Here is a 15,865-nt window from a genome sequence, read left to right as displayed (position 1 = left end):
GAAAAACAAGTGGATTTTGCAGAACTTTATTTACAAGCCAAACAAGCGACGAATCCGAGAAAATTATCAGAAACTGCTCAATGTGGCACAGTGGGAGCTGCTTTATTAACTGATACAGGAAATGTGTATGTGGGGATTTGTATCGATACCGCTTGTTCAATGGGATTTTGTGCCGAACATGCGGCTGTTGCTTCGATGTTGTTAGCTGGAGAAAGTCATATTAAAAAGCTGATTGCAGTAAATTATCAAGGTGATATTTTAGCTCCATGTGGACGTTGTCGCGAATTTTTGAGCCAAATAAATGAAAAAAATCTAGCTGCAGAAGTAATGGTGAGGGATAAAACAGTGGTTCTGTTGAAAGAATTGTTACCTTACGATTGGCGGGGAATGTAAAGCGATTTCTTGTCTTAAAATTTATAAATGGCTATACTAATAAGTAGATAAAGGAGGGAATCAATATGTCAGAATATAAAATCCCAAAAGTTTGGGAATGGAAGCAAGAAGAAAAAAGTGTATCTGGTAATCAACCAGTAGCAGGTAGCCGATTTGAACAAGAACTTCCCATCGGAGATAAACCGTTACAAGTTTATTCATTAGGAACACCTAATGGGATGAAAGTAACAATTCTATTAGAAGAATTGCAAGAAGCAGCTGTAAAAGATGCCCAATACGACTTATATAAAATTAATATTGGTGCAGGCGATCAATTTGGAAGTGATTTCGTCAAAATTAATCCTAACTCTAAAATTCCAGCAATGATGGACTATTCAGAGGAACAACCCATTCGCGTCTTTGAATCTGTGTCTATTTTATTATATTTAGCAGAGAAATTTGACAAATTTATCCCAACTACGCTTGCTGAAAAAACAGAATTGATGAATTGGTTATTTTGGCAAACGGGTGCAGCACCTTTTGTTGGCGGAGGTTTTGGTCATTTCTATCATTATGCGCCTTTCCCACAAGAATATCCAATTGATCGCTATACAATGGAAACGAAACGTCAACTCGATTTATTAGATAAACATTTGGCAGAGAATGCTTATATCAATGGCTCTGAATACACTATCGCTGATATGGCCATTTGGCCGTGGTATGGTCGTTTAGTCCAAGGAGAATTATATGGGGATGCAGCCGAGTTTTTAAATACCAAAGAATATAAAAACCTACATGCGTGGGCAGATAAAATTGCTGAACGTCCAGCTGTAAAACGGGCATTGGAAGCTGAATACAAAGAAATTAAATAAAAAAGAAGCAGAAAAACGGGTGTCGTGACCCCGAAAATGTTAGATTTTTGGTCTAACGTTTTGGAGGTCGCTACAGAGCCCATTGTTTTTCTGCTTCTTTTTCTTTTTTATTGGCATTCATCCAAAGTTTTTAAATGTCTTTCAGAGATTTCTTTCACTTTATTTACACGACGAATGTATTTCTCTTCTTCAAGAAAGTCTGTGGTCATCCATACATTGACAATTTCTAATGCAATTGCTGAACCGATAATTTTACCACCTAAACAAAGCACATTGCTATTCGTGTGTTCACGTGCTAGTTTCGCACAAAATGGGTCCTGACAAACGACAGCATCCAGTCCATAAATGCGATTAGCAATTAATGCACTGCCATAACCTACCCCATCAACAAAAATTCCACGTTCGGCTTTCCCCTGTGCTACAGCTACTGACGCTGGATAAACATAATCCGATAAATCAGCTGCTTCTTTTGTATAAGGTCCCATATCATCCACTTCATGCCCCATGCTTTTTAGTAAATCAATAATTTCTAATTTCAAATCAACACCTGCATGATCGCTTGCCATAATAATTTTCAAAAGAAACCCCTCCTTTTTGTCTTTTAGAATAACATGTGGATAGGGAATTTACTAGATAAAATGAAAATTAAGACAGATTACAAATAGTTGTGATAAAAGTAACTTGATTCACAAATTTACGATTTTTAAATGGATAAAATGAAAAAGGTCAGAAAATTTTCGTAAAACAAAAAAAGATGAGCTCTTTTAATCTAAAAGTCCTCTTATACTAGGTTGAGTAAAAAATGTGATGTGCATAAAATTCTTAATGATAGTACAAAATTGATGGTATGTTTTGTAGTTTTAATAGATAGCATTCTCTATACATCACTGAATAAAGTATAGGAGGCTAATAGAAATATGATGAAAAAAAATAAACTGTTTTTATTATTTTGTATGTTTTTATTGCTATTTTCAGTACCACTAACTATACATGGAGAAGATAATCAATCCAGAGAAGCCGAAGGAAGCGTAAGCTTTGTTGGAGAATGGACGGGAGAAGTTCCTGACCCTAAACCACCAGTTGGAGGAGGTAATACAGGACCTTCAGCAAAAAAACCTGAGAAAAATCTTCCTAAAACTGGGGAAAATCAAAATAATGGATTTTTAATTGGTATGATAATTATTCTTTTGGTGCTGGGTTCAATAATTGCTAGGTTCTATAAGAATAAAAAGAACACCATCCATACTCAAAAAGGATAATTGATTAAACCATCACTAATTCATACTATTATGGAATCAATGAAATTCACAATGGATTTTTTATGATAAATAAGTTTTGTCAATTGATTTAAAAAAAAGAAAGAAGGAAGTTATTTATGAAATTCATGCGTTTAGCTACAGTTGTAGCTTTATCAACAGTAGTCGTAGTAGGAAGTGAATCTGTTTTTGCAGATGAAGCAAGAAAAGTAGAAACAAATGGAAAAATTGAGTTTAAGACAAATGAGACAGAAGAAGTTGAGGTTATTCCTCCAGTAACTAATCCAGAAGTAGAAATAAAACCAGAAGTACCTGAGACAACAGGTCCACTATCAATCGCTAAAGCTGTTTCAATGGATTTTGGTTCACAAGTAATCTCAAATAAAGATCAAACATATAATATGATCGCTGAACAGGCACCTTTAGCAAGCGATAACGAAAAAACAGTTCCATATGTTAGTTTTGCACAAGTGCAAGATGTTCGTGGAACAAATGCAGGATGGAATCTTCAATTGAGCTTATCTAATTTCACATCTACATCAAAAAACAATGTTTTAGGAGGCGTCCAATTAAAACTTCATAATCCTGAAATTTATTATGATGGTAATAATGCGCAAAATGCTCCTACGACATATGAAGATACACTGGTATTAGAACCAAATACAGGTGCGAAATCAGTAATGTTAGCAACTGCAGGAAAAGGAGCAGGTGTTTCATCAGTTGTTTGGGGAAATCAAACGGCTTTAAACGATCAATTAAAACCAGAAGATAGCGAAGGCAAGACTGAAGAAGGAAATGAAGGACAAACTGAAGAAGGAAACGAAGGCAAGACTGAAGAAGCAAATGCAAAAGTAGTAACCAATGAAGCGATTCAATTGTTTATTCCAGGTAAAACAACAAAAGATGCCGCAAGTTATACATCTACCCTTACTTGGGAACTAGTAGCTACACCATAGTCACAGCTAGAATATATGTTTAAAGTGCTATATTTAGCAACGAAAGGAGTATTTTTTGAAAAAAATGAGTATCACTAATAAGAGAGGCTTAAGAAAAATAATTTATTTATTTTTACTACTCTACGGATGTTTCTTTATTTCTACAATTGCCAAAGCAGATGAGGGGACATTAAATTTTTATGTAACCCCTGAATTTCCAGAAAGCCAAATTGAAGGTGAAAAAAGTTACTTTAATTTAAATAGTAAACCTGGATCAACGGAGAAATTAAGAATAAAACTCCAAAATGCAAAAGATGAACCTGTAGTAGTCCAGATTACACCACATACAGCGTTTACTAATGTTAGCGGCACAGTTGAATATGCTAAAGACAGTGAAGAGAAAGATTCAACTTTACGCTATCCATTGGCAGAATTGCTTGAAACACCTGAACCAATCAAGCTAGCAGGAAATGAAACAAAAGTAGTAGATGTTTTATTACAATTACCAGATGAAAAATTTGATGGAATGTTAGCCGGTGGATTGAGAATATCTGAAGTACCCACAGAAGATAAACGTGTGTCTGATGCAGAGGGAGTCGCTGTAAAAAACGAATTTGCTTATGTAATTGGCGTATTGGTAACGAATGAAAGAAATGTAATTCAACCAGAATTAGATTTATTAGATGTTTTTGCCGATCAATTGAACTATAGAAACGTTATTAGTGCTACTCTACAAAATACTAAACCTACTTTTGTGAATAATTTAGAAGTCGATGCGACGGTTCGTAAAGACGGTGAGGATGAAGTGCTATATAAAGCAAATCAAAAGAACATGCAAATGGCACCCAATTCTCATTTTGATTTCCCAATTTCATTAGAAGGAGATCGTTTCCAAACAGGTGAGTATGTTTTAGATATGAAGGCACACTCAGATGAAGATGAATGGGAATGGACACAAAAATTTACGATTGATGGCAAGGAAGCAAAGACCTTTAATAGCGAAGATGTCACAATCGACTCTAGTGTCAATTGGTGGGCAATTGCGACAATCACGTTAGTTGTTATATTGGTGATTATCGTTGCCTGGTTTGAATATAAAAGAAGAATGGCTCTAAAAAAATCATAGACAGCAATCACTTGAAATCAAGTTTCTGTAAAAATAAGCGTTTGATAAAGATAGGAGGAAAAGAATGAAAAATAGAAAAAAAATTGCCGTACTAAGTATGAATATATTTCTTCTTCAGGCTGTGCTATTTCCTCTTAATGCAATATCTTATCATTCTGTTAATGCAGAAGAATACACATTAGATTCAAGAACTGAAGAAACACAATCACCTGATTTAAATGTAAACACAATCGAAAATACAGCACCTCATTTTTATTTTGAAGAACAGCAATTAACAGGAAATGTTGATCAACTATTTTCTGTTAAATTGCTTTCAGATCAAGCAGTAAAAGAGGTAGAGGCGATTTTACCTGAAGGCACTTTGGTTGATAAAGCTGCACTACCTTCAGGTATGACTATTGAGAATGCAGGCGAGAATCGTTGGGCCTTTGTCTCTCAAACAGAACAAACCCAATTTACACTACCGCTAATTTTTAAAAGTAAAGGAAATTATGCAGTAAAAGTTGCCAACTCTGAAATATTAATAGAAGTCCTTGATCCTGAGGAAGAACTGACAACTGAAGAAACGGTAGAAGAAAGTGTCGAAGAATCACAAGTTACTGAAGAAACGAAAGAAGAGAGCACTGAAGAATCACAAGTTACCGAAGAAACAGCAGAAGAGCATACAGAAGAATCACAAACTGTAGAAGAAGGTACAAAAGCAGAAGCTATTAAGACAGCAGCAAAAGAAAAAAATAGAGCAGTAGCTGCTGAAGCTCTAAATGGAACTGTGGAAGTTTCTTCAATGGAAGATTTCCGTAAAGCGTTAGCTAATCCGGATGTTACAACTATTTCTATCCAAAAAGATATAGCTGAAACTTCCGGCGATCCGATGAATATTAATCGTTCAGTCTTGATTCAAGGAAACGGACACTCATTAAATTTCGATAATAATACCTTATATTTTAATTTAATGAGTGTGAATGACAAAGCAACGATTCGGATTGAAAATGCGCAACTCAAAAAAACTGGGAATAACCCATTATTACAGTCAGAAGTTACAGCTAGCGCTTTATGGACATTGGAGCTTAAAGATGTTATTGCCAATATGCCAGTTTTAGCTTCGATTCCAGAAGGAAAGCTTGTTTTTGCTGGTGGAACTACTCAAATAGGTCCATCAACTGCAGGACAAACACTGAGCACTACAAAAGAAGTCTTGGCACAAAATCAAGCAAAAGTATCGATTGACAGAGGGAATGCAACTGTTTTTTCGGCTTCTGCACAAGTAACTGCTCCTAAATTAATAATCAGTGACCAATCCTCTATGGAGCTTACAATGGCAACTGGGATAGCGAATGGGCTTGATTTTAGTGGGGCTAATTCTGAAATAGTTGTTCAAAAAAATAGTACCTTACAAATGAATAAAAGCGGAGCGACAGGGACAAGAAATAACAATCTGATTAACCTAAGCGGTGAAGCGCCTAAAGTTACTGTTAGTGAGGATAGTTTATTATCATTGACCACTAATTCAGCAACAACAGGTTTGAATTTATCAGGTTCTAATGCCGCTGTAATCGTTAACCAGTCCAAAATGGTTGTTCAAACAGAACAAAGTAATGCACTTGCTATTGATGGAGAAAATGCCAAATTTTCTCTGACTGACAGTACGGTGGAACTTTATTCAACAACTGGACAGGAACTACTCATAACAGGAGATAATGCTGGACTTTCTTTGACTAATGCGAGTGTATTAAATGTAAAAGATAGAACTGACAATGTCAGCACTGGTAATAACAATAATATTCAAGTGGGAAATAAAAATAGTGCACCTAGTATTACGATAGATAAGAATTCGCAACTAAATGTGGAAACAAAAGTTAATTCAGGAACAGCGATTTATTTGAGTGGGAGTGCTCCCAAGTTCAACATCAATCAAAAATCTCAATTAGCCGTAACAGCTACAGGTTCAAAGAAAGGGATTTTTCTAGAGGGTGCCGATTCAGAATTTCATATTAAAGACTCTCAAATAGACTTGCTGGCAAGTAATCGAGAATCATTGGAATTTTCAGGCCCCAATGCCTTTTTAGAAGTTGCAGATGCCAGTAAATTTAAGGCTGAAAATGGCAATAGAGCAGCTGATACGATTCTTTTAGGTGGCGATCAGCCAAAACTAGAAGTTTCTGGGAAAGATACGATTTTTACTGCGAAAAGTGATGCCAATTCAGGTAGCTCGCACCGAGCAACGCTATTTTTAGGAGTTAAGACAGGGAGTCGTAGTAGTAACGCCAATCTGACATTTAAAGATGGCGCTCAAGTAACGATTGAAGCAGGGGATAAAGCCCCAGCTGTTGGTATCTATAGTTCAGATGGTCAATTTAATGTGCTGAATGGTACGGATGTCGAAATTAAAAATGGCAATGCTTCGGAAGCACAAAGTGGTGGCGCCTCACCAATCCGTTTCATTGATTCAGGTGGGTATAAGTTTATCATTGATCATTCTAAACTTAAAGTTTCAAAAACTGGCGGAACTGCTCCTGGGGTACGAATGTATGGTGGAGGCAATGAAATAACCGTTCAAAATGGTGGCGATTTTGAAATATACAACCCAGGAAGCGGTATTCCTCAGAATGGTGGAAATGGGATTTTAAATCAAGGGATTCAATATACTGGGGGCTCAGGTAATTCTTTCAAAGTTCAAGATCCTGGTTCCCAAGTAAAAATTGTTGCAGATTTTGGTGCAGGTCTTGATATGGGAAGTACGAATGGAGAAGTTTCGGTTATCAAAGGTGGTTATTTTGAAGTCATTGGTCAAACAGGGAAAAACACTGGCGGTATTTTTAATGCAGGAAGTTTAAATGTTACCTTTGACAATCCATTGTTTATGAACTTTAGAAACAATCGACCAAGTGGCGGTAGAATTTTTAATGTAAGAGCCAGTTCGACTTTGACAGCGACCAATAGTGCTCTATCGGTATGGAAGAATGGCAATAATCTAGATAATGATCCAGATTTAACGTATTCGACATTGGATTATTCTTTCTCTAGAGCACATTTTGGAAGACTAGGCGAGACGAGTAAACCAGATATTTTAAATGAGGAAACGTTTGGTAAAGATGGATTAGAAAACTATAGCCGTATGAGTAGTAATAATGGGGAGTGGGCAATCGCTGACGAACTAAGAATTCCAACTAATGCAGATAAAAAAATCTATGGTCGAGTGAGTTTACCGGTTGGGTTAAATGATAGCCGACCAGCATGGACAGATGAAGCAGTGGCTACGGTAGAAGTTGAAACAAAAGACGGTAAGAAGAAAGAATATACCGCTCAAACTGTTGGACATACAGAAACGACACCAGGAATCAGTATGTATGGAGAAGAACCTCGCGGTGGCTTATTTGAAATCGATTTGGATGCACCATTAGAAAAAGGCTCAAAAGTCCGAATTGTTGACGTAGCCTTGAGTTCGGGGAAAGTGACAGCAGGCTTTGAAAATAAAATCCTGACAGACACAGTTGAAGTGTTTTCTGTAATACCACCTGAACTAGCAGAATTTTCATCTTCACAAGTACCCGTAACAAGTAAAAGTATTCGTGGTTCCTCTAAGAATCCAGATGTTGAAGTCACGGCTACTCACAACGGTCAGTTACTGGATGCTTCAAATATAACACTTGGTCAAAATGGGGATTTTACGATTAATTTGGAAAATAGAAATTTAAAAGTTGATGATAAGATTCAAGTTTTCCTACGTGACAATGAAGGTTCTGCAGAAGCAGCCGGGGTTATTAATCCGCCAATAACAAACAATTCTCGTGGGAATATTAACCCAGATCAAGAATTGAATTATCATGATGTCGCTTTTAAAGCAGCAACAACATTGATTGTAGCCAATTCAGGTCCACTTGCTCCTGTTGATCCGCTCAATCCATCAGAAGAAATTGAGCCGGCAGACAAACCAAAAGTTCCATTGGATCAAGGCCCATTGAGCATTGATTTTGTTTCACAACTAAACTTTGGAACCCAAAATATTTCGGTAAATGATCAAACCTATTATGCACAACCGCAAAAAGTAGTACATGCAGATGGAACCATCGATGAGAAAACTGAGCGTCCAAATTATGTGCAGATTAGTGATAATCGTTTAGCTAATGAAAGAAGCGGATGGCAACTTTCAGTTACCCAAAACAAACAATTTACTGGAGAAGATGGGCAAGAGTTAGCTGGTGCTGTTTTACAATTTACTAATCAGCAACTAGCTGCTGTTAACAATGGAAGTAAACCTAAAATCCAACAGTTCGATAGTTGGTCATTAACTCCCGGAGCTAGAAAAATTCTGCTATCAGCAGATGATAAAGAAGGAACAGGTACTTGGATTTATCGCTTTGGTAATGAAAAAACCGGAGCTGAAAGTGTCAAACTTAATGTCCCTAAAGGTGCTAATCCTGATGCAAGTCAATATGCTACAACATTGACTTGGGAACTGAGTGCGGTTCCTGGGAATTAAGTAATGAGAACAAATATAAAATAAAACAGCTTTTATCAATCAATAAATATTGATGAAATAATATATCATACAAATGAGGAGATTAATATGAAAACAACACGTTTATTATCAATTGGAGCATTATCAGCATTGATTTTAGGAGGTAGTGTAGTAGCTTTCGCAGATGACGAAACTGAAACAAATGTGAATTTGAATCAGAGTACAAACGGTACAATTCAGTTTACACCAAATAACGACAAACCTGAAGTTGTTCCTCCTGTCGAAAAACCGGATGTAGAATTTCCAGATATTACAGACATCACTGGGCCATTGTCTATTGTCCATGTGCCAACAATGGATTTTGGACAACAAAAAATTTCTAAAAAGAATGAAGTTTATTCAATGACTGCTGAAACACAAAAACTAAAAAGTAGTGATGAGCGAGTACCTTATGTATCATTCGCTCAAATTTCCGACAAACGAGGAACAAATGCTGGTTGGAATTTGAAAGTAACAGCATCAGAATTTAAAACTAGCGATACTAAAGCATTGAATAAAGAATTAGTAGGTGCAGAAATTCATTTAACAAATTCTGCTATTGTATATAATGGCCCAGAAGCTCAAAAACCAACTTCAAAAGGTACATCAGGCGAGATTAAATTAACGCCAAATGCTGCTACAGAGATTGTAACCGCAGCGAAAGATCATGGTGCAGGTGATACCTCTATTATTTGGGGAGATCAAGCAGATTTGACTAGCACAAATCTTAACAAAGATATTACCTTGCATGTTCCTGGTAGTTCAGCAAAAGATGCTGTTCAATATACTGCAACTCTTGATTGGACGTTGACAGATACTCCAAGTAATGATTAATTTTTTGTGGCGTTACTTTTTATAAAGTGACGTCGCTTTTTGAAAGGAAAATGTTATGAAAAGTATTTTGAAGAAAAGAAAGAACTACGTTTTGTTCTTTATGCTACTTTGCATGATTTTCATACCGATGAAAGTCAATGCTGCAGAAGATGGTCTTAAATTTTCAGTTCAGCCCATTCTTCCAGACTCCCAGTTTGATACAAACAATAGTTATTTTGATTTGAATCTTGAACCAGGAAAGAAGGAAGTACTTGGTTTAGAATTAGTTAATGGTGAAGATAAAGACGTCACACTTGCATTATCTGCTCATTCTGCTTATACCAATATTAAAGGTGTTGTAGAATATGACAAGGATGCCAAAGAATATGATCCTTCTTTAGCCTATTTTCTGAAGGATATTATCAAAATGCCAGATGAAGTTACTTTAGGTCCCGGAGAAACAAAAGTGATTGAATTAGAAGCTACGATGCCTAAAGAATCCTTTGAAGGAGTTTTAGCTGGAGGCATTCGAGTTGAAAAAGTTGAAAGTGAAGAAGACAAAAAAAATGAACAGGAACAACAAACACATAAAGTTACGGTAAAAAATGTCTATTCTGTTGTTATAGGGGTAGTATTAAGTAATAATCGAAACATTGTTACGCCAGAACTAGATTTAGTGGATGTCTATCCTGATCAAGTAAACGCTCAAAACGTAGTAACAACTTTGATTCAGAATGCATATCCAACATTTGTAAATCAACTTGAAGTAGATGCAACCGTTCATAAGGACGGCGAATCAGAAACATTTGCAGAGATTAAAGAAAGTCAGCTACAAATGGCTCCTAACTCAGATTTTGCTTTCCCGATTCCCTTGAATGGGAAAACCTTTAAAAGTGGTGATTATACCGTCGATGTGACAGCCCGTTCGAAAGGACAAGAATGGCATTGGACAAAAAAATTCACTGTGACGAGAGATGTTGCTAAAAGATTAAATCAGAATGATGCTTATATAGAAAAACAGATGGATTGGAAATTAGTTATCTTGATTATTCTGTTACTTCTGCTTGTTCTGCTTGTTGCCTATTTGATTTATCAAAATCATAAGAAAGCAAAGGCTGACAACCATAAAGATTAAAAATGGTTTCTATAATTTATACACGTTATGAGACATTCCCCAATTTCTTATCGGACAATATAAATAATTTATTTTGTATATAAAAGTTTCTTAGAAAAATGTCTTTCAGTTGAAAACTAAAAAAAGGCGAACAAAGATTATCTTTGTTCACCTTGTTTTTTTAGAATTATTATAAAAATCCTGCACTACTTTATCATTATATTGCACGATTTTTTCGATAGAAATAGTTGTGAAAACTTGATTGAAATAATCAAAATTTTTTAAAGGGTCCGATAGGTTACTGAAAAAGATACGTTTGTTACCATCACTTTGTTTAGATAATCGTTTTGCTGGACGTGCTTCTGTTGCATAAATGACAATATCTGCTTGGTCATAGGGACAAAAAACGATTTTATATTTATAGGCATATACTTGCGTAAACATGATAGAAATTAGCTCAGTTTGAGTAGGCAAGTTATCATCATTTAAATGGACATATATGGGTAACTCATAAAAAGAAAGTGGACGGTATCGACCAAATAGAACAATGTACTGTGTGATAATTTGTTGAATTGGCGGTTGGACAAAAGTTGGAAAATCGCGCATCAGATCTAAAACGAAATGGATTATTTTTCTATTAAGCATGGGGTAAGGCAGGGCAATTTTTTTAGTGTGTAACGACCCCTTCCAGTTAGGGAAAAATAGTTTTTCAAAATAAATACTATACAAATAAACAGTTGTTGCTTCAACCTGATAAGACTTGTCTAACTCAAAGTAACGGTAAAACTTTTCGATTGAATGATTAACTATTTCTTGAACTGAGAAGTTTGTCTGTTGTAGAAGTAGCAGAGTCGACTGTCCATTTGGTGTAGAGTAATATTTTTCATTTGAAAGTAACGTCATGGTAAATAAAATTGCTTGATTTGTTGGAACTTCTGACTCTTTTGGGATTACCTTCATGATAATGGTTTCAAGTTTAGAGGAGAGGATTGGATATTTTGTATGGATATCCTGCTGATTACGTAGCCTAGAAATCATTATCCCAAATTCTATTTTAGCTTTTCGGAACAAAGTTTTTATTTCGCAAGTTTCTTCTGTACCTAAGTAACTAGCTATTTGAGTTGTTACAAAGGCTTCAGATATTTCTTCAAAAGGCCAAATTTCGGATCGATACAAATCGTGTAAAACATCATAGGCTAATTTTCTAATTTGCATTTCTTCACCTTGTAAACTAAAAGCACCATTTCTAGAAACTAATTCGATGTCATTCTTTAAAAATACATTTTTTAATGCTTTGATTCGTCTTTTTAAGGTAGCTTCACTAATAAAATACTGCATCATAAATTGTTCACGTGGAATCGAGTCGCCTAATAAGAGTCTGACAGCTAATTTAATGCTGAGTGAAGAATAAGCCAAGAAATTTCGTAAAGTATAGTAATCATTTAGAGAGTTAACTTTGTAGATTACACCTTCCTCAGTTTCTTCAAGAATCATTTGGTCTAAGTTCAGCTCAGCAATGGCATTTTGAATCCCTTCTAAATATTTAACCACACTTATTGGTGTTAAAGCTAATTCATCAGAAATTGTTTTTATTGAAACGGGGTGTTCACATTTTGATAGAAAGGATAAGACCATTATTTCTTTGGCTACATCAGCATCATATAATTTCATAAATGTTTTATTCAACAAAAGCCCTCCTTTTTTATAAGCTCCTAATATTATTCTATCATGTAATGATGGTTTATTGAATTGAATAATCTTCCAAGAAAAAACAACTTATCCAAAAAATCAAAAGGCGTTAGGCCTATGATAGTTTACTTCTTCAGCTTTGTAGTTGAATCTATTTGAATAATCGCAACTTCAAAAAATACTTTTAGTATCCCTCCTTTTTTGAAACTAATCGTACCTGAATTAATGATAAAAATTGATAGATTACATAAGCGACATTGCTCGTGTCATTGCATGTTCTTAAAAATGAATGTTTCTCTTATTCATATGGGAAATCAGTAGTTATGCGATATTTTTTTAGCATTAATTTTTCAATTTCTTCATCAATGTGTATTAAGTCTTGAGTAGTTAATTGGATACGAATCATGATGAATAGTTGATTTTCTAAAAGTTTTTTTTCTCGAAAATCGATTGTTCCGATAATTACATCTGCCAACTCCCAATTAGAAACAAAGGAAATCTTATACTTATTTAAGAAAAATGTTACTAGATTATCCTGAATCCGATAAAAAGAAAGAACTGTTAAATCAGTAAAGACATAAAGCTTAACCGTAGGAAAAGCTTCTTTTAAGGGAAAGAAGTGTTGACATAAAAGAAAGCTTTGTGCCTTTAAGGCAATTTTATTATATGAAGGGCACTGCTTAGAAAAAGAATGCCAGAACATGTTAAAGCGATGCATGTAGAACGGCTGTGTTCGCTCAATTAGCTGAAGATTGATAGTCGGGAATACTTGGAGCAGTGCATCATCGACTGTAAAAAAATAATTAAAAAAATATTTTTTTAAAAAGGTTTGATACAAAAAATCTCTTTGGCTATAATCAAAAATAGAAAAATAACGCTCAAAACAAGCAATCCACTCTGTCACTACGGTCGCTATTTTTTCAGAATGAAAGTCTGAAGTATCAACAGGAATCTCGTAGTTAACTATATTTGAACTAAATGTTATTAATAAAAGAAACTGCCACTCCTCTTCGTGCCAATTAAGAAAGGCTGGCTGCTTTGGAAAGTGAAGTTCACTATAGCCGGGAACTTCTTCTTGCGCAAACGAGAAGGAGTGACCTCGTTGAATCGCCATTTCAAATACGAATAAAAATAAGGAAAAACTTTCTTGTTGTGTGCATCGAAAGGTTATCCCTAAGTAATCGGCAATTTTTGTGGACAAGTCTAGATAGTGCGTATGATTTTCAATCTCAAAAGCATTTGAAATTTGACGATTTTTTATATAAAGAAGAATAAAGGTAAATGAGCGAATGGTCGATTCCTTCCCTTGAATACTAAACTTTTTTTGTGAGAAAGTCAGATGTAGACCGTAATTATTAATGTCTGCGTTAATTTTTTTAATTCTTCGTTGTAATGTTGAGATGCTAATAAAATGTTCCTTACAAAAGTCTTTTGTGGAGACGGTTCGATCTAAAAGCACAGCTTGATAAATCGCAAAAGCCAAATCTTTTGAAGCGATAAAGCTTAATAAATTTTGTGCATTTCGAGAAGGATCAGATTTCAGACGAATACCATTTCGAGTGCTGATAATCAATTCAAATTCGTTTTCTGAATAAGATTCTTGAATGTATCTTTGTAGGGCACTGCATAATTTTTTTAATTTACTAGAGTTGGAGTATCCTAGTAAATTAAGAAGTTGTTTACTGGAAATGGCCTCTTCTTGTTCACTTAAGATGAGGATTATATCGCGAATCATCCATAAAGATGTATCAAAGCCAAACATGAATAAATAACTCCTTTTTCTATTAGAGTCTGGTCAGTAGAGTCCAGCAGAAGTAGTTGTATTAATATATACATGAAATGATCCAAAAAATCAATTCACAAAATTCACAAGATAAACCAATGGCTATTTATAAAATAAGGAATTTTGTTAGTAAACAATGCTCAATAATAGAAAATTAGCTATACTAAAATTAATCTTAAAAAGTGATGAACGAACGCAAGAAGCTTCATAATAAATGGCCATTACAGCTAGCAAAACGTATCAAAAAAATGGCTTTTTTGTTTCCAGTTAAGCATTGGCTAGGATTTATGGGGTAAAATGAGAAAGAGGTTTTTGTAGATTAGTTAAAAGGAGTGCATATCATGAAAGTATATTTGATTCGCCATGGCGAACCAGATTATGGACAAGTCACTGAGGCAAACTATAAAGGATTTGGACGCGATTTATCTCGATTAACCACAAAAGGAATAAAGCAGGCACAAGCTATTGCGAATCATGCGCTTTTTGATGAGAGTCAACTTTTATTAGTGTCACCATACACAAGAACGATGCAAACTGCTTTGGAAATTACGAGACATAAGACATTACCTGTCTCTGTCGAATTGCTACTCCATGAATGGTTACCTGATAAAACTGGTTACAAGCTAGAAAATCCGAAACAAGTGAAGAGAGCGTATCAAGATTATTTGAATGGAACAAAGGTAGCTGATTTAGAATTTGAAACCAAAGAAGAAGTCCAGCAACGCGTTGCAAGTGTATTAGATAGCTACAAAAATGCAGCCTATACTTGTATTGCATGTGTGACACATGCAGAAGTGATTCGAGTGTTTACGAAAGTAAAACAAGTCGAATATTGTGGGATATATGAGTTGGAATACTGAGATTCAAAGCAATTTTCAGTTGCTTTTATGTTGATTGAATTTGCGATACAATAATAGTAATAATCAACAGATGGAGACGATGGGATGGAGATTAAAGACATTTTACTTAAGATACGCACAATGCATCATCTATCGCAAAAAGAAATGGCAGACCGTTTAATGATTACACGTCAAGCAGTTAGTCGTTGGGAAACTGGAGAGACCGTGCCGAATACTGAAACATTGAAAATTATTTCAAAAGAATTTGATGTGTCGATTAACACATTACTCGGTTCTCCAAGAAAGTTGATTTGTCAGTGTTGTGGCTTGCCTTTATATGAAGATACTATTTTTGGAAAAGATGCTGACGGTTCCGTTAATGAGGAATATTGTAAATGGTGCTATAACGAAGGACATTTTGCTTATGATTCGCTGCAAAGTTTAATAGATTTTCTAGTGCCAACTATGGCAGCTAATTATCATTTAAAGGAAGCAGATGTGCAGCTGTGGCTAAATGAATTACTACCCAAACTTAACCATTGGCGGTGATTAGCAAAAAATACAATGA

The 15,865-nt window shown here is 35.1% G+C and carries 13 protein-coding genes; 10 read left to right on the top strand and 3 right to left on the bottom strand.

The window, feature by feature from the left end; genetic code table 11:
• Nucleotides 1-9 precede the first annotated feature (9 nt).
• Together AC4BC5_RS05835 and yghU are read left to right on the top strand one after the other, a co-directional pair.
• A complete protein-coding gene (locus AC4BC5_RS05835; RefSeq protein ID WP_490497200.1) occupies nucleotides 10-393 on the top strand; it encodes a cytidine deaminase family protein in 384 nt (127 codons plus the stop codon).
• Nucleotides 394-458: 65 nt separating this feature from the next.
• Nucleotides 459-1,244, top strand: a complete 786-nt coding sequence (gene yghU / locus AC4BC5_RS05830) for a glutathione-dependent disulfide-bond oxidoreductase (protein WP_490497199.1) — start codon at nucleotides 459-461, stop codon at nucleotides 1,242-1,244.
• A gap of 107 nt (nucleotides 1,245-1,351) precedes the next feature.
• Here the strand turns inward: yghU and AC4BC5_RS05825 are convergent, their stop codons facing one another.
• A complete protein-coding gene (locus tag AC4BC5_RS05825; protein WP_490497198.1) occupies nucleotides 1,352-1,822 on the bottom strand; it encodes an RpiB/LacA/LacB family sugar-phosphate isomerase in 471 nt (156 codons plus the stop codon).
• A 339-nt stretch (nucleotides 1,823-2,161) separates the two neighbouring features.
• Here AC4BC5_RS05825 and AC4BC5_RS05820 point away from each other — a divergent pair, with 339 nt between their 5' ends.
• The 6 genes from AC4BC5_RS05820 (at nucleotide 2,162) to AC4BC5_RS05795 (ending at nucleotide 11,007) form a co-directional block, all read left to right on the top strand.
• The gene (locus tag AC4BC5_RS05820) at nucleotides 2,162-2,503 is read left to right on the top strand and encodes an LPXTG cell wall anchor domain-containing protein (RefSeq protein ID WP_490497197.1); all 342 of its coding nucleotides are present in this window, start codon (nucleotides 2,162-2,164) and stop codon (nucleotides 2,501-2,503) included.
• A 116-nt stretch (nucleotides 2,504-2,619) separates the two neighbouring features.
• Nucleotides 2,620-3,456, top strand: coding sequence for a WxL domain-containing protein (locus AC4BC5_RS05815; protein WP_490497196.1), 837 nt, complete (start codon nucleotides 2,620-2,622; stop codon nucleotides 3,454-3,456).
• 64 nt (nucleotides 3,457-3,520) lie between these two features.
• Nucleotides 3,521-4,561 (top strand): WxLIP family cell surface protein, encoded by a 1,041-nt coding sequence (locus tag AC4BC5_RS05810; protein WP_490497511.1) that lies wholly within the window; start codon nucleotides 3,521-3,523, stop codon nucleotides 4,559-4,561.
• Nucleotides 4,562-4,625: 64 nt separating this feature from the next.
• Nucleotides 4,626-9,041, top strand: coding sequence for a WxL domain-containing protein (locus AC4BC5_RS05805; protein WP_490497195.1), 4,416 nt, complete (start codon nucleotides 4,626-4,628; stop codon nucleotides 9,039-9,041).
• Nucleotides 9,042-9,128: 87 nt separating this feature from the next.
• A complete protein-coding gene (locus AC4BC5_RS05800) occupies nucleotides 9,129-9,893 on the top strand; it encodes a WxL domain-containing protein (protein ID WP_490497194.1) in 765 nt (254 codons plus the stop codon).
• A 55-nt stretch (nucleotides 9,894-9,948) separates the two neighbouring features.
• Nucleotides 9,949-11,007, top strand: a complete 1,059-nt coding sequence (locus tag AC4BC5_RS05795; protein ID WP_490497193.1) for a WxLIP family cell surface protein — start codon at nucleotides 9,949-9,951, stop codon at nucleotides 11,005-11,007.
• A gap of 147 nt (nucleotides 11,008-11,154) precedes the next feature.
• Here AC4BC5_RS05795 and AC4BC5_RS05790 read toward each other — a convergent pair whose 3' ends face one another.
• A complete protein-coding gene (locus AC4BC5_RS05790) occupies nucleotides 11,155-12,672 on the bottom strand; it encodes a helix-turn-helix domain-containing protein (RefSeq protein ID WP_490497192.1) in 1,518 nt (505 codons plus the stop codon).
• A 301-nt stretch (nucleotides 12,673-12,973) separates the two neighbouring features.
• Nucleotides 12,974-14,437: a helix-turn-helix domain-containing protein gene (locus tag AC4BC5_RS05785; protein ID WP_490497191.1), complete on the bottom strand. Its 1,464-nt coding sequence runs from the start codon at nucleotides 14,435-14,437 to the stop codon at nucleotides 12,974-12,976.
• A gap of 362 nt (nucleotides 14,438-14,799) precedes the next feature.
• Here AC4BC5_RS05785 and AC4BC5_RS05780 point away from each other — a divergent pair, with 362 nt between their 5' ends.
• The gene (locus AC4BC5_RS05780) at nucleotides 14,800-15,318 is read left to right on the top strand and encodes a histidine phosphatase family protein (RefSeq protein WP_490497190.1); all 519 of its coding nucleotides are present in this window, start codon (nucleotides 14,800-14,802) and stop codon (nucleotides 15,316-15,318) included.
• Between the two features lie 84 nt (nucleotides 15,319-15,402).
• On the top strand, nucleotides 15,403-15,846 hold the full coding sequence (locus AC4BC5_RS05775; protein WP_490497189.1) for a zinc ribbon domain-containing protein: 444 nt from the start codon (nucleotides 15,403-15,405) through the stop codon (nucleotides 15,844-15,846).
• Nucleotides 15,847-15,865 lie beyond the last annotated feature (19 nt).

It is taken from the genome of Enterococcus sp. AMC2644, assembly GCF_058216475.1.
This window is presented reverse-complemented; position numbering and strand designations above follow the sequence as displayed.